This window comes from Legionella nigrisilvae (genome assembly GCF_977063395.2).
The window spans coordinates 171,439-196,161 of sequence record NZ_CDRUGZ020000038.1; the positions used below are offsets into that span (position 1 = coordinate 171,439).

Here is a 24,723-nt window from a genome sequence, read left to right on the forward strand (position 1 = left end):
TGTTATCACCCTAATTAGCGAATAAACAGATGTTAATTGTAAGAATAATTTAACAAATTTATCAGGCCAAAGACTTTTATGAATACAGTTTGTCGAAAATATATTTCAAGTGATATACTAAATATCTTTAATCTTTTTAGTTCAGGCCATAATGCTACAAAAAACGGAGATTGAGAGAGTAGATAAAGTTAAATTTTCTCCTGCTCAGAATTCAGGAGATTGTGGTTACCATGTGGTTGTCATTGGTATTTTTTATTTAGCGCTCAAAGCCGCAGTAGATGAATCTATAAGGTCCGCACTTAACTCCAGTAAGCTGCTCACCAAAATTTTGGAAGCACAACCAAGTTCTCTTAAGGGCTGTCTTGTAAAGTCGTTTAAAACCAATCATGAATGCTTACTCAGTTATCTGGACGCAATGGCTGCACATGGTTTTGAGCAACTTTCTTTTAACGAAATTTTATCTAATTTCACACTACAATTAAAACAAGCGAATACCAATTCCCCCTGGTTACATGAACGTCTAAAAAATGAAATTAAAAGCGGTTTATGGCTTGAGGATAATCGAGTTTGGGAAAAGTTAGCTTCATTCAAAAGCATCATGAAAAAAATTGAAGCTAAATCAGATGAACTCTATGAGAAAGCCACTCGGGAAAAAAGCCTTAAATCAGATAACGATTCATTGTATGCCATTATTTTCCAAGCGCAAATCGAAGTGTGTAATGCGTTAGCCGATGAAGAATTGAGTGCTGCGGCCCAAGAGGTAATTACTCATTTTTATACGGGAGATGCACCAAAAGTCTGGGTAGACAGTGAATTTCTCAAAACTCTGGTGGGTGATTTACTGGGCACATCTTCCTTCATGTTTGATAAGGATGGGGCTTATATCACAAGTAACGGGCCAAGTGAAAGTCATTGGTATGTAAATCTCCCTAATGATGAGTACACAAAACAATTTATGTCAATTTATAAGTCAGGTTATCACTCGGGACTTACCATAGTGTTACCGGGAACCAAACTTGAAGTAAGTTTATCAAGTTATAGCTCCCTCTTTTCACCCGCAACGAACATCAATATCAATATCAATAATGATTTTGAAGGCTCGATTTTCTTCCCTTATCAATAAAGAGTCTATTAAGTTGGTAACCCTTTATTATTGGGACGCTTTTCGCGACCCTCAAGTTCCTCGGATGTATCATGAGTCGAGGTTTTTCTATGCCCTCTAAAAGACATACCTGCACTAATAAGAGAAGTAGCAGAGGTTTTGTCTTTTTTTAATTCAAGCTCCTTTTCAACTTTGCTGATTTTTTGGTTGAGCTCCACAATTGACTTCCGCGCCATAGACAATTCGGTATATGCTGGAAAACTCGTATCATCATGTGAAATAATTATAAGTAAAACCTTATCTATAGTTTCTTGATCCGGAGGGTCTTTATCAAAGCAACTTAATACAGAAAGATCGAATTTTAAATCTTCTGAAAATGAAGAATCCAGATGTTTTACATAAAGCCCTGAAGCCGTAACTTTAAATTCGGAAATTGCTTTCTTTTGTGCTTTAAGTAGCTCATGATGTTCCCGGATCAAGGAAGAAATATCTTGTTCTCCTTTTTCTTTTACCCGGTATACTTCAATTTCTTTTAGCCATTTACTGGATCCTGAATTAACACTTGTCAATAAAGAATCGGTTATCTGATCTTTAGGAACATCAATATACCAGTGGGTTGAAGAGGGACCTATACTGGTGATTTCAATTTTTCGTGGATCAAAAAATAAATTGTCGGCATCAGGAAACATTTGTTTCGAACAATATTTTAGAAAATCCGCATCGAGCCAGGCTTTTTCGGAGCCGGGGCCATAATATTTTCTAATAACTGCTTTTGCCATATCCTCTAATACCGACTCATTCAAATTTTTAAAGATTTCCAGTGTCGCCTGGAACCTTAATTCACCTGCTTGTTCTGCATCAACTTTCTTGCCATTTGCAAGCTCCTCCATCCTATCTAAAATTTTTCCGTTCAAACGTTTAAATGAGGGTAAATCCATCCATTTTTGATTATCTATCACCCATGCACCTTCCTTAAGCATTGCTTTAAAAAAATCAGTCCCCCAATCGGACTCGACCATCGAACGACGTATCCCATTACTAAATTCACTCAATAACTCCCGCAATGAAAGACTATCCCAACCGGGGGCACTAAGCGCTTCTAACACATGTTCGAGGGTCTGAACATTATTAGAGCCCAGTATCCTATTTACCTGTGGCATATTAGTAAAAATAGTGCTGAGAATCTTACTCTTATTAATTTCTGCAGCCAGAACCCCATTGCTTTTAGCTTGCATTCCAAGATGCAATAAACCAACACACAGTGCATAATATCCGCAATCCCCCGCATCATAAGGGGGCTCGAGTTTGGAACGTTTTTGAACAGAATCACCTTTTGCGACACTCATTTTGCTTTTCATAATGTACTCAACATGCAAAACACATAATCAAATTATAGTACAATGACTCGGGCTGTTTTATTTTTCATCACATACTATCTTGCGTAGCACCGTGCTGTTTTAAAAAAATCTTTAAAATTAGTGTCTTAAGTAAAAATAGAAGCTAACATTGAATACAGATATTTTTATTTTTTTCCGAGAAAAGCGAGAAATAAAACTACTCGTTTTTTGATTGTCTCAAGATTACAATATGGACTATTTCATTGAATGATTATTGAATAGTTATGGACAAGGAAAGCAAATGATTACCAATAAATTATTTCAACGAGCTACCCTGATTTTTTATTTGTTAATGACCATACTTTCTCTAAGCGCCTGTGCGAATTCTGGCTCATCAAATAGTGGTATTGGTGAAGAATACGGTACCAGCGATCGGGGTTGGCATTAAAATGAAATTTGATCTTGATACAGAGCCAGGTCAAAATATCTCATCGTTGATTACTTTAATTTAAGAAAGTTTGTATGTCATTCTGAAGGCGGGAATGAGGAAAGCGATCCTATGCTTCCAAACTATTTATTCAGATAAGCCTTTTAGGGATACTCCTATGAGAATTTTTTTGTTCTTATTGGTCTTAATATACTGCGCTTTGGGTCAGGCTAAATCGATGATTGCTTTTGAACGTCATGGTTCGATTTGGACAGCTAATATAGATGGCAGTAATATCAAAAAAATTACAGAAGGATACATCCCTGAAATTTCCCCAAATGGAAAATATATTGCCTATAATGTAGTGGATAAGCGAAAATTCGAAAACCGTTACCTTGCAATCATCGCTCTTGAAACGGATCAAGTTACCTTATTGAAGAATATCCCTTCTCCAAACAACTTTAATCCAGTGTGGTCGCCTGATGGGCAAAAGCTATTATTTAATACCTTTGTAAACAATGATTGGCATCTGGCATTAATCAATGCTGATGGCAGTGGGTATCGCCTTATAAAAAATACCCAAAACGCATTCAGTCCGACATGGGCAGAAAATGACACTTCTTTTTTTAGCCATGATTTGTATTCAATTTATTGGAGAGACTTTGCAGGAAATCTAATAAAAAAATGGCGCATTAATGACATTATTCCACACGCGAGCATGAGTAGTGCTTCGCACATCCACGCGGCTCCCAATGGAGCAATGCTCATTATGGATGTAGATATGGATGAAACCATTCATAGAAACAATTGGAGTGAACCCCCACTTGCAATATGGACATTTGATCTTAATTCCGAAAAAGCAACTCGTATTACTTCGAAAGGCAGATTGACATGGAATCCTTTTTGGATTAACTCAGAAGAGTTTATTTTTTTAGAACAAGAAGCTAAAGATAAATCCCCCTCGTTATTTCGAGGCTCAATAAAAAGTCCGTCTAAAACACTCTTATTAAAAGATGCTCAAACTCCCAGTGTTTCAGGCTAGCGAATCATGTTCCTTTTGAAATAAGAAATAAATAGAGACAAATTAAAGTAAAATAGTTTATAAAGAAATAAGGCAAACTATAAAAAATACAATTATGGATCGTACGAAGAAAAAAAGTATTTTTGCTGGTTTATACGGAAATACTTTAGAATGGTTTGATTTTCTTCTTTATGCTAATTTTGCTCCCTTATTTGCACAAATATTCTTTCCATCTGATGTCTATTTTGTTTCCCTTCTCCTCACCTTTGGCGTATTTTCGGTAGGCTTTTTTATGCGTCCATTAGGAGGGGTATTATTAGGACATTATGCAGATCATATCGGTAGAAGAAAAACGTTGATTCTCTCCGTGTCGATTATGACCTGTTCCACAGCGTGTATCGCCTTAATCCCTGATTTTCATACTTTGGGAATCCTCTCTCCGTTGCTGTTCGTTTTTTTTAGATTAATACAAGGAATTGCCGTCGGAGGAGAACTACCCGGTTCGACTACTTTTCTCATAGAACATATGGCTGGTCATCGACGTGGTTTTGCCGGAAGTTTAGTTTTAAGTACTGCTTTTCTGGGTATTTTTTTAGGTTCTTTTACGGCCTCTGTACTCAGTGTTTTATTGACCGAGGATACGCTGCGATCTTGGGGATGGCGTTTCGCTTATTTAATGGGTGCCCTCCTTGGATTAATAGGCATTTATTTGCGTCGTACAAGTGTTGAACCCGAGGCTTTTTTGCACACCAAACCTACCACCGAACTTCCCGCAAAGCTTGTGGTCATAGCACATCAGCGCAAATTATTATTAGCTATTATTTTTACGAGCATATTAGCAATGAGCAATTATTTACTCATTGCTTATATAACCAGTTTTTTAGTGAAATCTGAAGGATTTTTATTAAAAGATGCTCTGGTTATAAACTTTATAGCACTACTGGTATTAACGATATTAATTCCGATAATGGGCTTATTATCCGATTTCTTAGGTAGGAAACCTATTTTTTTATTAGGAGCTGTTGGTATTTTTATTTTTATTTATCCTCTTTTTATTCTTTTTTTGAGCGGTAACTGGTGGCATGTCCTTGTGGGAGAAATAGGGCTAGCAATCATACTTGCACCATTGAATGCTACAGTGCCTACTATGCTTGCAGAGATGTTCCCCACCGCGATTCGCGCCAGTGGCGTATCTATTGGGTATAACATTGGCCAAGCAGTTTTTGGTGGAACCATGCCCTTAGTTTCCTTAACCTTGGTTGAGCTAACCGGAAATAAATATGCTCCTGCGTTATACATTATATTTTGGGTCGTTATCGCAATTATTTCGGTCCGGTACACCAAAGAGACTTACCTTGATGAACTGCATTAATGACTTTCAAATAGTCATGAAAAAAACTTGAATGGCTTTAATGATTGCTTAATAAAAATAGGATGCGGCGACTATGAATCACAAGATTATAAAAATTACTTTATTCAGTCTGTTTGTTGTTTATTCGACATTGGGTTTTTCCGAATCCCATAGAGACAGTGTTTCTAAAGAAGAAGTAAATGGTACCTTTATTATGAAATTTCCTGCCCCTCATAATGATATTTCCAATACCTTGACGGTTCGTGCTTTGGGAGGCGGCAAACTTAATATTTCCTTCGAATTAATTTATCCTTATATGGTAAATGGCGAGCTGCAAGCCAATACCGGGGAACTTTCGGGTGTGGCCAATATTAAAGGGGACACGGCCGTATACTCTTCTTCTGAATATGGCTCATGTATGATCACGATAACATTCCTCAAACCTGGTATGTTATCTGTTAACCAAGAAGGTTCCGATGCAGATTGTGGTTTTGGTCATAATGTTTACGCGAATGGGACTTATTTTAAGAAGAAAAAATAGTGATGAATCCCATCCTGTCTTGTCCGGATAGATTATAGGGAATTCGTCAACCTGATTTTATATTTTGAGTACTTGCACTTCAGGCAAACATTCAATATAGTGAAATATCAAGTTTGTATGTAGTTCCACATTTAGACTAATGGATTTAGCTTTAGAAGGAATTTTACATGACGAGACTAGAAGAATTAATTTATTCTCTGACTGCAGTTATAGTGCGCTATCATGACAGTCAACCGAAAGTAAAAAAATTAGTCACCGATACTGACGAAGAATTACTCAGAGAAAAATCACTCATTCGTGCCAAAGAAATCATCCAAAATAAGGATGTTCATTTTAAAATCCGCCTGAACGAGCTTATCAAGCAATGCAGTGATAGCGGCCGAAGACCTTTCTTATATTATATTTTGAATGAAATTACTTCGCTAAATACATTACTTAGCCAAAAAAACTCCCTTGAGCCTACCAAATTAGAAGAATACAAAAATCAAATTTTTCAAGTACTTGTTGATCTTAAAGTACTTTTAGAAACTCCAAAACACAAAACCTATAGAATGACTTATACCCAAGATGAAGATAGCAAAGAAATGACCATTGCTTTGTCGGGTTTAAAAAATGACGGGTATCTCGGCGGTGAACTATGCAATTCAGGGGATATTTTAAACGATAGTGTTTTAAAACGTTTTAACATCACTACCCAAACATCCAACGCTCGAATTAGTGACATTGCAGAACAAATATGCACCGAACATCAGCATACCCTTTTAGTAGCTGAGCTATCGGAAAAAAATGCCGCTCTCAACAAACTAAATTCAGAGCAGGAACAAGAGCTTGAATTATTATCAACCGAAAATAAAGAAGCTGAAAAAAAATTGTTAAGTTTCACAGCAAAAGAACGTACCGCTATTTATGTGTCCTATATTTTATTTAAACAAATGCAAGCAAAAGAAGAAAAACAACAAAAAGTGATTGAGCAACAACAAAATACCATTGGTGAGTTAAGACAACAAATTAGTGAATTGACCCATTCGGGCTCAAAATCCTCTAATCATAGGTTTTATACCCCTGCTATTTAAAAAGCCCGGAGATTGAAGAAGTTATATTTATTTGCTTAATCTGGGCTCGAAAAAATAGTGCAACCTGGACACTCGGCCCGGTATGACCTATCGCCGCTCAGTTCACTATTATCTTCAGTGCGCATTAGCAAGTCGTTTCCGGTAATAAACTTTAGCCTTTTTTGTTTTTAACTGAGCACTATTTAGATCAATAACAGAATAATTAATAAACTACTCGACATAAACAGTCGCGTAGCCAATCAAGAAATGGCCGTAACAATAAGCCACAAGCTGAAACCTAATAAAAAAGCTATAAATCCAGTCCCAAAATCTACAACTAATCCTACATCGGCCAAAACAACCAAAGGCTTTATGATGAGCCAGAGCATCTCTAAAAAACTAATAGCTTTAAAAATTGCACAATTAAGGTGCATTTTTTGCATTTTTATGGTAAATTAGTTGTCAATTTATTTCTTTATTGGATAGTTGATATGTTTTTTATGCGTTTAGATATAATATTAGTCGGATGTTTTTTGATGCTATTTCAACAGCCTGCTCATAGTCATGAACTCATAGAAAAACCGGTGTCACGAGAATATTTTTGTAACAAGGTGATGCAGCCACTTGCCTCGAATATTGATTTACTTATTAATAGCCATTACCAATAAGCGAAAATATACGTGTTTTTTTACAATTAACCGCGCCTAATCCTCTCGATTGGCCAGTTTACAACGCGCGCATAAACCTTTGATTTCTGTTGTGCAATTAATAATTGAAAATTGCAGTGAGTTTGCTAATTCTGTAATGCACGTGAAATCAATAATACATTCTAATTCTTTGACAAAATCACATTGATTGCAAATTAAAAATTGAGCTTGTCCTACATGATGCCCGTGCAAACAAGCAACATAAGATTTGAGGCTATCAATACAATGGATGAATCCCTCTTGATGCCAGAACTGAATCGCTCGATAAACTGTAGGTGGTTTGGGATTTTCAATTTGTGTGGAGAGTCTTTGCAAGATTTCATAAGCCCCTAGAGGTTTTCTTTCTTCTATTAAAATCTTGAGGACACGCTCTCTCGGGTCTGTGAACCGATAGCCATGCTGCACGCAATGCTTATAAGCCTTGTCCAACAAATTATATTTCATCAATCATATTATAATTTAATCACTTAATTCATTATACCACAGTCCTTGTTTTACAGAAAAATTATCAAACACCGGCACCGAATATTAGCTAAATTCCTCTGGTTTAAAAATTATTTAATATGACTTGTTCTTTGGCAAGACGATGTTACAATATAACACTTTCTGAGGCCTAGGATGCCTCGTAATAAAATACCAGACGCTGTTTTATCGGTTTAAACGAAATAAATTACTTGATCGTGCCGTTTCAAAATTACGTAATCTCTGTAACAGGTCTGAAGTGAATATTGATATACAACTGAAGTGGGCGTTGCTCCTCTTTAACATTTATGTTGTCCTTTAAATGGAGGAAACCAATGTATTGTAATTATAGATTCCGCCTTTCTAATAACGTGTCATCTTTGAATCTGGAGAACACTTCCACAAAAATCGAACAGATTTTGAACTCAGCACTAAGCTTAAAGCTCGTACGTATTGCTATCGATTTAACCAGTGAAGATAAAGGCATCAGTTTGTTATGTGAAGTGAACGATTCTATTACGATACAGACTGTAGTGACTCAGCTTTTATCAAAGGAGGGAATTATTTTAAGTGACATCATTGAAATGGAGACTATTGACTATCAAGAAGATATGCATATGGCCCCACTAATTTCCAAACCCACTCCCTCTTCTCCTATTAAAAAAAGCAGAAAAAAAACAAAACGTTTCAATTCCGATGATCATTTTGATGATCATACTCACGGTCATTCTGATGACCATTTTGATGATCATACTCACGGTCATTCTGATGATCATTTTGGTGATCATGCTCACGGTCATTCTGATGATCATTTTGGTGATCATAGCCATGGTCATTCTCATAATCTTTCTCACGATCCTTCCCAGGGTCATTCTCATTCGCACGGTCATGGCCACCTTCATACCCACTCCCACCATCACCACGGCTCTGAGGGGGATGAAAATCATTGGCTTAAAGCTGGATTAGGGTTGCTTTGGGGATTGGGTATGCTCGTTTTAGCAATTGGGAGTTTTAATATCCCTATGCTTGCCTATTATGCCATCACCGGTCTTACTACCTTAATGACCTTATATTTGGGAAATACTGTTTACAAATCAGCATGGCATGCATTGCTTGCAAAGGAATGGGATACGACCACTTTGTATGCAATAAGCACCTTGACTATCGTTGCGGTATCTATCGCTAGCTTGTTTATTCCTGGATTACCTATGATGTTCGAAGCAGCACCGCTGGTTTTAGGTTTCTGGCATTTAGGTGAAGGGATCGAACATACTTTAATTCATGAAATCAACAAAAAATTAGATGTCCGCGATTGTTTGTCTCAAAAAGCCTTATTAAAAGGTAATCCAGATAAAGAAATTTCCGTCAAAAATTTAATCCCTAATGATCTTATTATCCTTAAAAAAGGAGAGGTTATTCCTGTCGATGGAGTATTAACATCAAAAGCACTGCTTTATACTACACGCATCGATGGTTCACCGCACCTACAAGAATTTAATCCAGGCGATAAAGTTAAAGCAGGGATGCGCTTGGCGGATCATATTCCTTCATTGGAAATGCGGGTTACCAAAACATATCAAAATTCTTACTTATCTCTAATTGCAAAAAATATTGAACAAGCAAATGCTGAAAAAGCCCCTCTCGAACAATTTGCGAATAAATTATTAAAATATTTTATTCCCGGTCTGCTTACAATTGCACTGATCTCCGGCATCGTCATCGGTTCGGTGTTTAATCCTGTTTTGGCTATTCAATGTGTTATCTCAGTTCTTGTGAGTGCATGCCCATGCGCTTTGAGCTTGATTACGCCAATGGCAGTTAAAATCGGTATGAAAAAAGCATCCGAAAACGGAATCCATTTTAACAATGGTAAAGCATTACAAGCAGCTGCTGATATTGATACTGTTGTTTTTGATTTAAATGGCACCCTGACTCAAGGAAACATTGAAGTAGAGCGTCTGCGAATTTCTAATAGAAAATTATTAGCTCATGTTGCATTATTGGAAAGTAAGTCTGATCATCCTACAGCACAAATAATTAGGTCTTATATAGAAAATCAAGACATCGCTACAGAGTCGTTAAAAATCACATCCATTGATAAAAGTCATCACTCCGGAATAAAAGCTACTATTGAGGGTGAAACCTTCATGATTGGTAACGAAGATATGCTCAAAGCAAATGGAGTTACTCTTATTAATAAGCCTTATGATAATCCTGAAAATGGTAGCATTTATATTGTGCAGGGTACATCCGTAATCGGACAAGTTGCTTTAACTGACCCTTTGCGTAAAGATGCTATTGCCACTGTAAAGCAACTTCAACGCTTAGGTAAAACAGTGCATATTTGCACAGGTGCAGATAAAGTCACTGCCTTGAAATACGCAGCATTATTAGGTATTTCTGAAAATAATCTGTGCGCCAATACTGTAGGTGCGATCTCTAATCCAACGGAAATCTCAAAAATAAGTTATATACAACAGCTGAAACGCGAAGGCTGTAAAGTAGCCATGGTCGGTGATGCGGCCAATGATGTGAGTGCGATTGCGTATTCCGATCTTGGAATCGCGGTAAAATCCAGTATCGGAGATAGCATTACCCAACAACATGCAGGGGTTGTAATTCAGCAAGGTATATTATTTCCTATAGCGACTGCCTTCGACGTCGCAGAAAAAACCAAACAAAACATTGTCCAGAACTTATCCGTAAGTTTAAGTTATAACTCAATAATTACACTTGTAGCAGCCGGATTGTTTGTGGCAATAGGTTTTGCTCTTAATCCCGCAGTGGGTGTTGCCTTGATGGTACTCGAATCTGCGATTGTTTTAACTAATTTATATCGTTTTAAACATCAGGATGTGATGTCAGCAGCAAATGATACAAATGCAGGAAAGACGGTAGAAACTGCGGGGAATACAACGGTTAACCTGTTAAATACCTTTGGTTATGCCGCTGAGCCCAGCCCCACTCCCAGCAATTCCAATCCTCCGTCAACGAAGTCTAAGGCTCTAAGTTTCTTTGAAGCTAAGGTGGAACATTATGCGGCTCATCATGAAGCGCAACCAGGAAAGGGATGCGTTGTCTTTGATTAGAAAATCTTTGAGAAGATTCTAGACTTTGTTGTGAGCATAAACAAAACATTCGGATTCGAAATTGATGGCAACCTATTTTGGTGGCTTAAACCACAATAAACACAACCTAAAGTTACGTAACCAACGATTAAACTCAGTTCATTAAAACAACTCTAAAAATCCTTTTTATTATAACTTTTCCTATTCCTCCGGCTTTAGGTTCATCAAGACTAGATAGATAACCTTCTCAAAGCTCAAAACATGCACTATATGTACATTTGGTGTACAATAAAAGAAACAGATATTGTTTTTAGGACTTAGAAATGACATATAAAGAACTTCAGTTGTGGATCCAACAAATTGAGAAATTAAACCCAACAAACCAAGAGTTGATGGAGGAAATCAAAACGCTTAAAAGAATTGTCGACCTATGTAACGTTGCCACTATCTTTAATGATGTTAAAAATAGTATACAGGCTATAGCTGAGTTAGACAAATTAAATAAGATAAACTATGGCGAAGAGATGCTTACCGCAGAGGCACTTGCTAAAGAATTGAATTTATACGATTTCCAGGCGTCCCTGCCTATATCTAAAGTCCATAAAAAATTACCCCCGCCAGATCCCCCTCCAACAATAGAAACCCAAATTTTAAAAATTTTCCAAACGTATAAGGATAGAGTGGTGCAAGAAATTACAAAACTTCAACAGGATAATCTCACTTGGCATCAGCGTTTTGTAGATCATCAAGTAGAAACTAGAGACCATAGCACTGAGAATTTTGTAAATTTTTCATCCATATATAATAGAGGCGAACCAAGAGTGACTCCACCAAAAGTTGGATATAAAAGCAATGACGTGATCACGGATTACAGTCTTTCTAATGGAGATATCATTAAAGAAAAAGCAGCAACTAAATCAGAAGAAATAAGTCAGTATTCAATGATACTTGCAGAGAAATCCAGGTCATACAATTCTAATTTCGAATCTTTTAAAAGCGAATTTATTTATGATGATTGCTGTAAGGTAAAGAATGATCTTGCTGTTGAAGCGCTTAATGCAATAGTTGAACTAATAGAAAATACGAAGTGGCAAACTTGGAGAAGCAGATCCAGAATTGAAGTGGACGGAGAAGAGAAAGCAGTTCCCAATCATATTTATGAAATTTATCAGAAAGCACAAGAAGGCATTTCAGATCCTAGAAAAGCTAGCAGCTCAATGGAGGAAATCAATGAGATAGCCACAAGAGCGCTTAAGCATATGCCCTCAATCTTTAAAGAATTAAGGAAAAGAGATGAGCAAACTCAAAAGGCCTACGAGGAAATAGCCAGGCAAACAGCACCAAAATAAACAATTTTCCAGATTTTATGGAAATCAATTAGGAATACGAAGGTTTTATATAAAATGCAACCTAGGCGAGTTTTAAGTTATTAGACAAACCTTTACATAACCTACACTGCAACCTTTGGCGTGGTATCGCGAATGACCTCAATCTAGGAGCTTGATTATTTTCACGCTCAGTTACTTTTAAAAAAATCCTCCCTTAAGGAATCGTTGACCTGGCTGACATCGAATAAGACTCCTTTCCTATATCGAGCTTATCTGGCTTTATATTAGCCTGCCAAAATAGGGCTCTATTACCTGTGGGCTCCATCTCGGATGTATGATTTCGATTCTCAGTAGACTCTTCCCAAGTCAGATAACATGGATCCTCAAACCCATAATCCGCTAAATTGGTCTTTGGAAGTAACTTATTTTTGAATCGATCCCCATATAAAAGACACTGATATACTGAAATGAATTTTTGATAGTCTTTAAAAGAAAAATGATCATAAATCTTACTTCTGTAAGTATAAAGAATAAGTAACAGCTCTTTAACGGTTGTTGTGGGTTCCAAGGTCAGAACGATAGTTTCTGCACTATTTTTTTTATTGATTATAAATTTCATTGATGACCATTATTAGTTAGGCATTCTTTTAATATATTTTGAAATAACGAGAAAGCAAATAACATTCGAACTTTAAATAAAATTGATTTGGCAAATTCACTCTATGAATCGCAAGTTATAACTCAAATCCGAGCTCATTTATTCTAATTTCTGTAAGATAATTAACGGATGCACCAATAATTAGTTTATTTGTACTAAAATTATACTACATAACTATGTTGTATGGGTTCCAATGAGTGAAACAATTTACAGGCTTATCCTTAGAGGCAAAGCAACCTATGATGGTCAAAAAATCGAAGAAGCGATTAATGAAATCTTATCATTAGAGGATGAATATATTGGCCTAATCTGCTATGAGGCTTTTGAAGAATTAAAAAAAGCTCGAATCAGCGAAAATCATAATCAATATGTTTCCATTTTAGAAGCACTTAGCAAGGAGGACTTATTTGAAATTATTCTTGAATTTAAACATTCACTTCCCAAAATCGATAAAGAACTTAATCATTTGCAGAAGGATGTAGACGAACTGAAAGAGATTAACTTAGAAATCGAACGATTACAAAAAGAATGTGAAAGTAATACTGAAAAGATTATTCTACATGATAAAACAATGGGCACTCTTCTCTCAGCAGAACCAGGGATATTGGACCGTTTTTTAGCAGATGCAAAACCTGGTATAATAAAAGGTTTTTTCTTGCGTTTTGTACGCAAAGAATTAATTGAGGAAGCAAAAAGTAAATGTACTCAGTATGACTCGCGCAATTCTTTAATTGCAGAAATTAGGCGTTTAAAAGCAGACAATGCAAGACTAGAAGAAAAATCTGGTTTTTATACAAAACAAATGGACCAACTACAGAGCTCGGAAAAGGAGCATACACAATTATCAGCGAATAAAGTGACTTTACAAGCACAAATCGAACAATTAGAAAATGCTGTTGGATCCATCCCAATAGCTAAAAAATCTAAACATGTAGTCCAAGCTGCACAAAAGGTTGATGAAGATGATGAGCTGCAGTTTTCTATAGATCTGTAACGGATAATGGATATAAGCACTTCTTTTCTCCCAAATTTCACTATTACTTTAAAGAGTGAAGGCCAGTCGCTTAAAATTTTAAATACTATATACTGTTTCCATTAGAAAATACGCCTTGTGCTCTACTCCAAGAATTTCAATTTACAAACGATCATCAAACTGAATTAAACCGGATATCAAAATGAAAAAACTGTTTTACAGTCTGATTTTAATTTTATTGGGTATGGAGTTATTGTACTTATTTCAACCATTTCTTGGATTTAATATCGAGGTTTCGGAGCTAGTAGGGCAATCTCTTCCCTTTTTAAAATCACACCCTCCTACACATATTAATCTGAAGAATGATTTTATATTGAAGCCTTATATTCAAGGGCTCGACAAACCAAGATTTATGTATGTTACCGGCTCAGGGGATTTGCTAGTAACCGAGCCCTCAAAAGGAGCCCTCATCCTAATACCTTATAAAAAGCCGGAACAAAAACTCGTGCTTCTCACGGGTTTGCAAAAGCCTCACAGCATGGATTTATTGGATCACTACTTATACATTGCAGAAGAAAATGCGATTGGCCGAGTTAAATATGATGTACAAAAGGGACGTATTCTGGGGTCTTATGAGCGAATAATAACAAATATTCCCTATGATGGAGGGCATTGGACAAGAACTATTAAATTTGGTCCGGATGGATACGGCTATGTATCGATTGGTTCTTCGTGTAATGTGTGCATTGAAAAAAATCCTTTAAGAGCTTCTATCGCGCGTTTTAAACCCGGTGAGAATCATTTGACTGTTTATGCCAAGGGGCTGCGAAATGCGGTTGGGTTTGATTGGTCACCCATCGATGGAAGACTTTATGCAACTGAAAATGGACGTGATTATTTAGGGGACCACTTCCCTCCTGATGAGTTAAATCTTATTATAGAAAATCAATTTTATGGATGGCCTTATGCAAACGGAGATCGAGTACCCGACCCCAAATTTGGTATTGGAAAAGAACAAATTATTAATGGATCTCAACCGCCGGCATTCAAATTCGACGCGCACCAAGCACCTTTAGGCATTACTTTTATAAAAAATCCTGAATCTCCACTTTATAAAAAAGCATTAGTTGCCCTTCACGGTTCCTGGAATAGTTCAATTAAAGTCGGTTATAAGGTGGTGAGTCTTAGTTTTGAAAATGGAATAATAACTCAAAATGACTTTATTACCGGATTTCTTAAAGAAGGCAAAGTGATAGGTAGGCCGGTTCATATAGTCGAAGGTAAAGGTGGCGAATTGTATCTCTCTGATGATTTTAATGGAGTTATTTATTTAATTGAGGAAAAACATTAATCGGGCAATCGCCGCCCGAGTTTAACTTCTCAGGCTAAGCGCTATTCAAGTTTTTAAACTGATCTTGTATTAGTGTTGCCAGCCTGAAATCTGTTGTAAATAATGAACGGCCCCAGAGGAGTCAAACTTTCCTGCCTCCATTGACTCTTCTACAGTGTAATCATCATACAATTTAGAATGCTTTTCCAATATTTCCCGTTCCGGTGTCGCACTTCCAGCGGGGGGCCTACCAGGCAATGGCTTGGGTATCTCGTTAAAAAATCTGTATCTACGATTGTAGTTGATTTGATCGGTATAGACTGAATTTTGGGGATCCGCTGAGTATCCGTAAGTAAGCGACTCATAATTTTTTATTGAACCATCAGGTCGAGTACTGATATCAATGATCCGTGGATCCCAAGCATCCACCTCCCATGTGGAAGGATTGTTCTCACCTTTTAACTGCACTAATATTTCTAAATAGACATGATCACATTTAAGTGAGCTAAGAATACGAATTTTTGCAACTGCGCCTCTACGGGTAATTTCTTTACCAATCTCTACCAGAAGATAATCTGCAAGCTCATGGCAATTTCCTAAACCGGCATGCTCAATTAGATCATGTCGGTACATGTATTCATCTTCTTGGGTAGAGTTTAGAGGTTCGCGAACATTTTTAGTAAAATAGTCATTTTCTTTAATCTCGCGATGGTATTTTATATATCCACTTTTTTGATTACTGATTGTTATTTTTCTTCTAGTCTTCAAAATAGCTTCTGTACATATATTTACAAACTCTTTTCGTGATAAAAAAGGCATAATACTTTCCCAAAACTTTTCAATTAGGGACCTTATTATATCCTTTTAGTGTGTGTAAATTAAGCATAAAGTGGATTGTGTGGACTACTTTTCCCTCATTTACAGGGCGCGAACCTGTTTGCTTCTAACATCCAACTTAAGGTTTCTTCTAAAGTAAAACGGGAAAAGGAGCCTATAATTTGCTCAAGTTTTTGTTTGCATCCTACTAAATGCTTGACCTCATTGCTGCGAACAAACCTAGGATTTACGCCAATTTCCAGACTATGCCCTGTTAATTTGCTCAGCATGGAAAGTAACTGCTGCAACGAGTATCCTTGACCAGTACAAATATTAACAACTTCATTTGCAGTTCCGCCTACTTCTATAAGTCGTCGGTATGCGTGGACAACATCACGAACGTCAGAAAAGTCCCGCACGATGTCTAAATTACCTAATTCCAAAAAATCGGCACGCTGGGAAAAATGAGTAACTACTTTGGGTACCAAAAATAGAGATGATTGCGCTACTCCCGTATAATTAAATGGACGCACGATCGTAATGGGAAGCTCGTTCATCCAAAGTTTTGCCATCTGCTCCATAGATAACTTACTAACTGAATAATCATTGATCGGGGCGGCGGGCGCCGTTTCATCAATGAATTCGCGCTCTGTATTGCCATAAATATTTCCACTGCTGGCCAAAAGAACCTGTTCTGGAGGTTTTGATAATTGGGTTAAAGCCTCCAATAGATTCCGAGTACCGATAATATTCGTTCGATACATTGTTTCCGCATTATCCTGTCCTATAAAAGAAACCGCTGCCAAATGAACCACCACTGTAGGCTCTATTTCTTTAATAATATTGCTCAGCTCAGCTTGATTTAAAAGATCGGATGAAAAATAATTCATTCCTGGAATCGGATGAAGCGGTAACCGTTGGCAAAGACCGATGACATTCATTCCAGCACGCAACAGTTCCAAAGAAAGATAGTGCCCGGTAAACCCAGAAGAACCGGTAATCATAACCTTCTTCATTATAAAGTTACCCCACGCTTATTTCGTTCCAGATCTGCTTCTAACATCATTTGACATAAATGTTCTAAAGATATTTTAGACTCCCACCCTAATTTTTTTTTTGCTTTGGAAGCATCCCCAATGAGCATATCCACTTCAGCGGGCCGATAAAATTGAGGGTTAACTTGAACTATGGTCTTGCCGGTTCGTTGATCAATAGCTATTTCATGGGCACCACTTCCTTCCCAAGCAAGATCAAAATTTGCCGCTTGTGCCGCTAAGTTTACAAAATATCGCACGCTTTCAGTTCGTTGAGTTGCTAATACATATGTATCAGGCTCATCTGCTTGCAACATACGCCACATCCCATCTACATACTCTCTTGCAAATCCCCAATCCCGCTTTGCATCTAAGTTCCCTATTTCTAAGACATCGAGCATTCCTAATCTGATTTTTGCAATACCGTTGGTAATTTTTCGTGTAATAAATTCACAGCCTCGCAGAGGCGATTCGTGATTAAACAAAATGCCACTACAGGCAAACAAATTGTAGCTTTCACGATAATTAACCGTCATCCAATGAGCATATAATTTAGCAACTCCATAAGGGCTACGAGGATAAAACGGAGTTAATTCAGTTTGCGGTAGGGTTTGTACTTTCCCAAACATCTCCGAAGTACTTGCTTGGTAAAAGCGAATCATCGGATTCACTATCCGAATTGCTTCTAAAATATTTAAAGCACCAAGCGCGGTAATTGAAGAGGTCATAATAGGTTGTTCAAAAGAAGAAGTGACGAAACTCTGTGCTGCTAAGTTATAAACTTCTGTCGCTTGGCTTTTCCTAAGCAAGCCTATAATTGAACTCAAATCAGTTAAATCGAATTCAACTAAATGTAAATTTGGATGTTTATCGATACCTAATTCTTTAATTCGCCAAAAATTAGTTGCACTAGCACGTCGATAAGCTCCATAGACGATGTATTTTTTTTCCAATAGTAACTCAGCCAGATAAGCGCCATCTTGGCCGGTTATCCCAGTAATCATTGCGATTTTAGGAGAATTATTTAGTTGCATAGCTCCTCCTGTTCTGGTACTTCTTCCTTCTTAATCGAAAACTGATTCCAATCTGGTTCACACTGTTCTGGTGTTAATTGGGTATACCACTGCCCATTGAAAAGTACTTCCAAAAGTTGTTGGGTACTTTGTTCCCAAGTTAGCCATGGCATGTGTTCCGATAAAATATGGGTCTTTTCTTTGAAATTACCCACCCAAAAAAGAATTGCCTCAGCCAAATCAGTGGGAGCATTGGAATTAAAATAGGTAGCATGATTTCCTGCCACTTCCCGGAATACCTTAAGATCACGGGCTATGATAGGAAGTTTATATTTTGCTGCCTCAATTAAAGGCAAACCAAATCCTTCCCCTTCGCTTGCAGCCAACATACACGAAGAAACGGCGTATAGCTTTTCTAAATATTCATCACTCACCTGTTCCAGCCAGAATAAATGTTTAAACAATTCCGGGCTTGTGCGCAATTTTTTGACAAGATTATCGACTTCCCATCCCTTCTTTCCCACAATGACTAAATTAAATCGATGCCCTTGCGACCAGAGTAATTCAAATGCCTTGAGTACTTGTTGATGCCCTTTTCGTGGTTCAACCGTTCCAACCATAATAAAGGTTGGATCTTGTTTTAACTGTTGAAGTAGGTGTTCTTCATGACTATTGATCCCATGGGTTGGCAATGAATTTTCAATATCCGCTCCCAGGTGAAAATAGCCTATCTTGAAAGGACGGGCGTGTTCTGATTTAAAACTCTTTAAGTAGTCACACACATTATCAGCCACTGCTTTAGAGATACATAATGCACCATCGAACATGGAAATCGTGTTCATCCAGGCTTGGTGCATTTTCTCCGTTTTAGGAGTAAACATTTCCGGCATTAGAATGGGGAGTAAGTCATAAATAACAAAATGAATAGAAACGCCCTTTCGATGCAAATTCAGCAGATATTCTTTGTGTCTAGGAACAATACTGGGGCTTAAATCCAAACCTAAGAAAATATCCCCGGCATTTGCATCAATAGGTGAGTCTTCAAAATTTTCAGCAGAACACGCTAATAAATTAAGTGTGAAGTTACGGGCGTACCGATAAGTATGGCTCTCAGAAGCATAAACAGGCTCCACTCTATAACCGGCTGGAGGAGACTCCAATAATCTTTTTAAAATACTTCGTGTCACTCGTTGAATCCCTGATTTTACATCTTTAACAATGAGTACCGACACATCAATAAAGAATTGCCGTGTAGGGATTGATTTGGAAATAGACTGAGCCACATCTCTGGCTAATTGCATTAAATCGCGTGTATTTGGAGAATAAGATTTTAGTTGGGCTACTGACTTACCTAATGAGAAAATATCCGCTGAAGCGAGATCATACATTTTTTCAATGGAATGATAATATTTCTGTGCACAATCATAGGGCGCATGCTGAGTTCTTATATGTTTTTGAGCCAAGTCGCCCAGAGCCAATCGTCGATGTTTATCGTTCCAGAGGAGTTCTAGGGACTCTGTTAATTGATGATCAGTAAATTCTTCGGGTATCTTCCACACGCAGTGGTCAGGTATTTCGCTAAGACTACCATGTGCATTGATAATTGTAGGAACACCATAATTCATACAATCTAATACGGTTCCAGATGTTTCTCCCCGGGAGTTTTTTCGCAGTTGAATCGCTAGATCCGCCGCTGTTAAATATAACTCGTACGTTGGATTATCACACCATCCAGTAATAGTTATATTTGCCCCTGAACCCGCATTAATAGCGGTTAATAATTGGTTCTCATAAGAACTGGTAGACTGGTTTTCTCCTACAAAGATCAGCTTGCACTGTTTACTGTACACAAGCTCTGAATCCAACCAAGCCTTTATTAATCGATGGTTTTCTTTATTAGGCCCCAATATTCCAAAACTACATACTAAAAAAGCATCGGGGTTTAGACCTAATTGTTCGCGGGCGGCAATTTTATCAACGAGTTCGACAGGTTTTCTTAAATGGGGAATAACCGTCCATTCTCTTGCCGTATTGAGGCCATAAAAATGGTTTGCTAGATAACGAGAATATTCTGAATGAACAATAACGCCTGTTGCCTGTTGTAGGATGCGAAGGTTACATGGATATTTAGAGAGGGCCTTATCATGATCATTCACTCTATCAAGACATCCTTTATACCCATGGGAATAATATAATTCTAAATTTAATAAATTCTTGGTTTTATTCTGATAAGCGACATAATCGATAATACCGGATAGGAAAAAATCATGCAGTACAACAATACCAGGTATTTGTTGAATCAACTCAAACATATGTTGATGGAACATCGAGTTACCAAAATGATAAATCACTCGATCGTAATAACCAAGACCATTCTCCTTAAACCATTGAACTGAGCGAATGTGATGATTGGCTGTAATCCAGGAGTCATTAACCTCCTTTTGAGCGACAACAACTTCAATTTCATAAAATCGACTCAAAAAGGGCAAAAGTTCTGCACTATAATAGCTTATCCCACTACGTTCTGGGGGCAGAGGAGAAACATAGGCTAACTTGGGTCGTTGGTGTGAATTAAACGAGATGCCTTTCTGTTTCTTTTGTTTAACTAAGGCTTCTAATGCGTTAATCGCTTTGCGAGCGCTAATATCCCAGGAAAATAATTTAGATTGCTCCAGTGCCGCATGTTTCAATTCACAGCGAAAATCATCATTATCTAATACCTTTAAAAGCATATTTGCTATGGATTCATCGTCGCGAGGATCAAATAGATTGTCCTCTCTACCAATCACTTCTGGGATACTGCTGGTATTCGACCCAATTACCGCTTGACCACAAGACATCGCCTCAAGAACAGGTAAGCCAAATCCTTCATGCAGTGAAGGAAACACAAAAATTTTGCATAAATTATACAAGCTCAATAAATCAGTGTTGGATACAAATCCGGTAAATATTAATTCCTCAATAGCTAAACCCTGGGAGGCAGCCAATGAAAACAGTTTTTTCTTTTCCGAATTATTAATTGAGCATACCACCACCAATTGATGTTCATCACGAACGTCCTGAGGTAACTTCGCATAAGCCCGAATTAATCCTTCAACATTTTTACGAAAATCAATTCCCCCTGTATATAAAATAAAGGAGCGAGTTAAACCAAATCGAGCTCGGATCTCATCTTCTTTGGTTATCTTGATGGGCTTAAAATAATCATCTACTGCAGAAGAAATATTGATAATTTTGTCTTCTGAAAAATTTAAGTATTTTAAAGCTTCCTTTCTTGAATGTTCTGAATTAGATAACAATAGGTCTGCCTGTACCAGAGATTGAAGTTTTGTTAAATACCATTTTTTTATTTTTGAATCTTTTAGATAATGATCCGAATATACCAGGGGGATTAAATCGTGAAGTATGACGGCTACAGGTATTTTACTCAATCTGCCAATACTCGTAATCACACCCCCATCATTGGTTCCTTCAAAAAAACTCCCAATAAGAACTACATCGGGCTTTAAATGAGCCAGGAATGCCTCTTGTAGCAGCTCTGCAGTTTGATGAGACCAATTCTGTTCACTTCTAGATGCATTACGAGACCACACGCGAATATTCTCCGGTGGCAATATTCCCTCAAATGCGGTTCGTATAGGAACGATAGTTTCCGGAAATTGTCCATTAAGAGCAATAAACAGCTCATGCTCTCCACGATTTCTTGCAATCGCTGACGCGAGAGAAAGTACATAACGACCAATACCCCTAAAACGAGTGTGAGGTGTTTGAGCGCCTTGAAGATCTAAGACAATACGCATAACCACTCCTTCAATGCTTTCCATATGCCACTATCTTCATATAAATTGGAATTGAACCATACCTGAATCCCATCCAAGGTGGTCATGCCCGTTAGAGAATAAAGCTTCGGATTGAAATCAAATTTACAAGGTTTCTCATGAAGTAAAATCCATTTGTTTTGGGTGAACAGCTCTAACAATTCGCCTTCAATTGCTCGACTATGAGTTGCTACAAGCGTAAAACGAACTTTTTTATTTAATGAAGCTATCGAATGTTTTATTGATTTAAATTCGCCACCTTGAATATCAAGATGGAGGTAATCAACATGGTTATAATCATTTAAAATATCTTCTATCGTATAAGCTGGAACCTGCTTCTTAGGAAGCTCATATCCACGATAATCCTCTGCAGATGAGCTATTCGATACAGCCCCACCCCAGTCACCAATTCCATTTGCCGCATAAAATAGTGGCTCGTTGCTCTCACTAATACCCCCATAAATACAACGGGTAATAATCTGTTTTCCGGGTTTAATTACATGCTCATCCCATGTAGGAAGACCATTTTTAATAAAATGAGCCTTCATCAACGCAATTCGTTCTTTATCGGCTTCCACACCCACAAGAGTAATATCAGCTATTCCGTTTTGTTGAGCAATTTTAGCAGCGAATACTAACCAAGGCCCGTAGCCGGCACCTAACTCAATGCATACGAATTGGTTTTTAGCAGATTCTACTGCTTTGACAGCAGCGATGTATTCGAGCGCTTCTGCATGTAGCGTGTCACATGGAAAAGGGAGCCTACCAAGAGTGTGTTCATGGTGAGTATTATTAATAGAAAAAAAAGCTAAATCGGTTTTAATGCCAAAATAGTCTGTATAAAATCCTTTTTCCAGTTCTGAGTGTGGCTGATGATATTTTTCAAGTCTTTTTAAATCTTCAAGATTATACCCCAAATAAATCTGATTTTCTGTTAAATCCGTTTTCCAACAGTTGGTTTTTTCTAACATTATGCAATCCTTTATTTACATCTAATTCAAATAGTTTACAAAGTCTTTTGATGCTTATTTACTAAGCACCAACGTCAATGCATTGTTTCAGTCGAAAAAAAATATCACGCTCATGTTCCGATAAATGATTTAATTCGAATTCAACTTTATTTGTATTTTGGGCTAATATCTGTTGCCTGATTTTATTATTTTGTCTTTCATAAACTCTTCTAAAGTACGATCCAATCACAGGCCAATTTTGTCTTTTATAGCAGCGCATAGCCTTATTAAATCCCTTTATACGAATTTTTTTACTTTGTCCCTCAGGGGATTTGATTAAGTCTTTAAGTATTAATAACTTATTTTCGCCTCCATGCAGACGGGACAAGTAATACTTCATACCCTGTGGATCAGGTTCTCTATTCAATGCGGCAAGATAAGCATGATAAATAAAATCCTCTCCTTGTCGATGCAAAAGCACTTTGATAGAAGTGGCGTGTCTTATTGAAGTTTGAGTATTATGCTGCTGCATTTGCATCGATGCTTGCTCTATTCTACGTTGCTCTTTCTGCTCAATCAGTTCCTCATTTAAGGCGTTCATTTTTTCATGGGCACTATTTAATTCATTTTTTAAATTTTGAATATGTATTTGCTCTTTTCGTCGATATTCTTGTTCTGCAATGAGCCCATCGCTGAGGACACCTATTTTTTGGTTGGCACTATTTAATTCAAGCTGTAAGTTCTGAGCATGTACTTGTTCCTGCCTACGATATTCTTTGATTGTAATTAGTTCTTCGCTTAGGGCACCTAATTTTTGATTCACATTATTTAATTCAGTTTGTAAGTTTTGAACAAAGCCTTGCTGATGAGTTAGGTATTCTTTTTGTAAACCCACCTCCTGGACCAAAGCATCTTTTTCTTGTTGTAAACGTTGCATTGCGTCTTGCTGTTGTACTTGATTTTCTTTTGCTAAATTAAGTTGGTTTGCTGTTTGCTCCAGTAAGGTATTAATTTTTACCTTATAAGTCGCGAGCAATTCTTGACAAAGCCATGAGTTCTCAGTGATTTGCCATCGATCAAATATATTAGGGGGGCTCATAAAAGCATTAAGGAGTTCAGGATGTTCTTTGGCAACATAAAAACGATTGAGTCCATCGGAATAAACAAATAGATAATCGGCTGCAATCAGCAATGACTCCCATTGGGCATGATTTGTTTCAGGTGAATTAGGAACTGTCGCTTCAATTAATATTATCCAGGGGCGTAAGCTCGTGGAATCCCAACCGCTGAGAACTTGTTGCTCAAACCCTTCAACATCAATTTTCATCCAATGAATATCGTGCACAGTTAATGTATTCATAGCTGCTTGCAAGGTGAGCGTTGGCACTTGTACTTTATGGAAGGGTAAGCCTAATTCCTGGAGATGAGTTTCTGCAATGTGGTCGATGGCTGTACTTAATCCGGTTCCAGGAATAATATTAAAATCAAGTAATCCATTAGAGTCAGAGAGCGCGATTTGTAACACGGTTTCATCCGGTCGTTCGTTTCGCAATAGTTCAACAAATTCAGGGACAGGCTCAAAGTGAATGCCACGCCATCCCTTGTCGTAAAATGCCTTACTGACCGAGTCGATTATCGGATGTTGAGCACCAATATCAATATAGAATCCTTTCTGCACATGCTTTAGTGCGCGCCACAACATGATGTCTTCAAAATTTTGTGCGAAAGACATGAA

General features: G+C 37.4%; 20 protein-coding genes. 10 read left to right on the top strand and 10 right to left on the bottom strand.

Annotation, left to right across the window (positions count from 1 at the left end; all coding sequences use genetic code 11):
- Nucleotides 1–151: 151 nt before the first annotated feature.
- Nucleotides 152–1,123 (top strand): hypothetical protein, encoded by a 972-nt coding sequence (locus tag ACWTE2_RS23070; RefSeq protein ID WP_454784569.1) that lies wholly within the window; start codon nucleotides 152–154, stop codon nucleotides 1,121–1,123.
- 8 nt (nucleotides 1,124–1,131) lie between these two features.
- Here the strand turns inward: ACWTE2_RS23070 and ACWTE2_RS23075 are convergent, their stop codons facing one another.
- Nucleotides 1,132–2,460, bottom strand: coding sequence for a hypothetical protein (locus ACWTE2_RS23075; protein ID WP_454784570.1), 1,329 nt, complete (start codon nucleotides 2,458–2,460; stop codon nucleotides 1,132–1,134).
- 280 nt (nucleotides 2,461–2,740) lie between these two features.
- Here ACWTE2_RS23075 and ACWTE2_RS23080 point away from each other — a divergent pair, with 280 nt between their 5' ends.
- The 5 genes from ACWTE2_RS23080 (at nucleotide 2,741) to ACWTE2_RS23100 (ending at nucleotide 6,852) form a co-directional block, all read left to right on the top strand.
- The gene (locus tag ACWTE2_RS23080; protein ID WP_182391817.1) at nucleotides 2,741–2,887 is read left to right on the top strand and encodes a hypothetical protein; all 147 of its coding nucleotides are present in this window, start codon (nucleotides 2,741–2,743) and stop codon (nucleotides 2,885–2,887) included.
- A 157-nt stretch (nucleotides 2,888–3,044) separates the two neighbouring features.
- A complete protein-coding gene (locus ACWTE2_RS23085) occupies nucleotides 3,045–3,908 on the top strand; it encodes a TolB family protein (RefSeq protein WP_454784571.1) in 864 nt (287 codons plus the stop codon).
- A 94-nt stretch (nucleotides 3,909–4,002) separates the two neighbouring features.
- The gene (locus ACWTE2_RS23090) at nucleotides 4,003–5,259 is read left to right on the top strand and encodes an MFS transporter (RefSeq protein WP_454784572.1); all 1,257 of its coding nucleotides are present in this window, start codon (nucleotides 4,003–4,005) and stop codon (nucleotides 5,257–5,259) included.
- A 73-nt stretch (nucleotides 5,260–5,332) separates the two neighbouring features.
- Nucleotides 5,333–5,779, top strand: a complete 447-nt coding sequence (locus ACWTE2_RS23095) for a hypothetical protein (RefSeq protein ID WP_454784573.1) — start codon at nucleotides 5,333–5,335, stop codon at nucleotides 5,777–5,779.
- Between the two features lie 167 nt (nucleotides 5,780–5,946).
- Nucleotides 5,947–6,852 (top strand): hypothetical protein, encoded by a 906-nt coding sequence (locus ACWTE2_RS23100; RefSeq protein WP_454784574.1) that lies wholly within the window; start codon nucleotides 5,947–5,949, stop codon nucleotides 6,850–6,852.
- Between the two features lie 239 nt (nucleotides 6,853–7,091).
- On the opposite strand, the gene ACWTE2_RS23105 is transcribed toward ACWTE2_RS23100, so the two are convergent.
- Both ACWTE2_RS23105 and ACWTE2_RS23110 read right to left on the bottom strand, forming a co-directional pair.
- Nucleotides 7,092–7,265, bottom strand: a complete 174-nt coding sequence (locus ACWTE2_RS23105; protein WP_454784575.1) for a hypothetical protein — start codon at nucleotides 7,263–7,265, stop codon at nucleotides 7,092–7,094.
- A gap of 270 nt (nucleotides 7,266–7,535) precedes the next feature.
- A complete protein-coding gene (locus ACWTE2_RS23110; protein WP_454784576.1) occupies nucleotides 7,536–7,982 on the bottom strand; it encodes a Fur family transcriptional regulator in 447 nt (148 codons plus the stop codon).
- A gap of 1,004 nt (nucleotides 7,983–8,986) precedes the next feature.
- Between ACWTE2_RS23110 and ACWTE2_RS23115 the strand changes: the two genes are divergently transcribed.
- Nucleotides 8,987–11,089: a heavy metal translocating P-type ATPase gene (locus ACWTE2_RS23115; RefSeq protein ID WP_454785016.1), complete on the top strand. Its 2,103-nt coding sequence runs from the start codon at nucleotides 8,987–8,989 to the stop codon at nucleotides 11,087–11,089.
- Between the two features lie 302 nt (nucleotides 11,090–11,391).
- Entirely contained in the window at nucleotides 11,392–12,417 is a 1,026-nt protein-coding gene (locus tag ACWTE2_RS23120) for a hypothetical protein (RefSeq protein WP_454784577.1), read from the top strand.
- A 193-nt stretch (nucleotides 12,418–12,610) separates the two neighbouring features.
- Here ACWTE2_RS23120 and ACWTE2_RS23125 read toward each other — a convergent pair whose 3' ends face one another.
- Complete coding sequence (locus tag ACWTE2_RS23125; RefSeq protein ID WP_454784578.1) at nucleotides 12,611–13,015, bottom strand: S1 domain-containing protein; 405 nt, start codon at nucleotides 13,013–13,015, stop codon at nucleotides 12,611–12,613.
- Nucleotides 13,016–13,247: 232 nt separating this feature from the next.
- Here ACWTE2_RS23125 and ACWTE2_RS23130 point away from each other — a divergent pair, with 232 nt between their 5' ends.
- The gene (locus tag ACWTE2_RS23130; protein ID WP_454784579.1) at nucleotides 13,248–14,048 is read left to right on the top strand and encodes a hypothetical protein; all 801 of its coding nucleotides are present in this window, start codon (nucleotides 13,248–13,250) and stop codon (nucleotides 14,046–14,048) included.
- 181 nt (nucleotides 14,049–14,229) lie between these two features.
- Nucleotides 14,230–15,378, top strand: a complete 1,149-nt coding sequence (locus ACWTE2_RS23135) for a PQQ-dependent sugar dehydrogenase (protein ID WP_454784580.1) — start codon at nucleotides 14,230–14,232, stop codon at nucleotides 15,376–15,378.
- A gap of 69 nt (nucleotides 15,379–15,447) precedes the next feature.
- On the opposite strand, the gene ACWTE2_RS23140 is transcribed toward ACWTE2_RS23135, so the two are convergent.
- From ACWTE2_RS23140 to ACWTE2_RS23165, 6 genes are all read right to left on the bottom strand, one after another.
- Nucleotides 15,448–16,176: a hypothetical protein gene (locus tag ACWTE2_RS23140; protein ID WP_454784581.1), complete on the bottom strand. Its 729-nt coding sequence runs from the start codon at nucleotides 16,174–16,176 to the stop codon at nucleotides 15,448–15,450.
- Nucleotides 16,177–16,271: 95 nt separating this feature from the next.
- Nucleotides 16,272–17,189 carry a GDP-mannose 4,6-dehydratase gene (locus ACWTE2_RS23145; RefSeq protein ID WP_454784582.1) on the bottom strand — a complete coding sequence of 306 codons (918 nt, stop codon included), beginning with the start codon at nucleotides 17,187–17,189 and terminating at the stop codon, nucleotides 16,272–16,274.
- Nucleotides 17,189–18,241 (bottom strand): GDP-mannose 4,6-dehydratase, encoded by a 1,053-nt coding sequence (gene gmd, locus ACWTE2_RS23150; protein ID WP_454784583.1) that lies wholly within the window; start codon nucleotides 18,239–18,241, stop codon nucleotides 17,189–17,191. The genes ACWTE2_RS23145 and gmd overlap by 1 nt, the downstream gene beginning before the upstream one ends.
- On the bottom strand, nucleotides 18,232–22,020 hold the full coding sequence (locus ACWTE2_RS23155; RefSeq protein WP_454784584.1) for a glycosyltransferase: 3,789 nt from the start codon (nucleotides 22,018–22,020) through the stop codon (nucleotides 18,232–18,234). The genes gmd and ACWTE2_RS23155 overlap by 10 nt, the downstream gene beginning before the upstream one ends.
- Entirely contained in the window at nucleotides 22,005–23,009 is a 1,005-nt protein-coding gene (locus ACWTE2_RS23160) for an FkbM family methyltransferase (protein WP_454784585.1), read from the bottom strand. The genes ACWTE2_RS23155 and ACWTE2_RS23160 overlap by 16 nt, the downstream gene beginning before the upstream one ends.
- Before the next feature lie 61 nt (nucleotides 23,010–23,070).
- Complete coding sequence (locus tag ACWTE2_RS23165; RefSeq protein WP_454784586.1) at nucleotides 23,071–24,720, bottom strand: FkbM family methyltransferase; 1,650 nt, start codon at nucleotides 24,718–24,720, stop codon at nucleotides 23,071–23,073.
- Nucleotides 24,721–24,723: the final 3 nt, after the last annotated feature.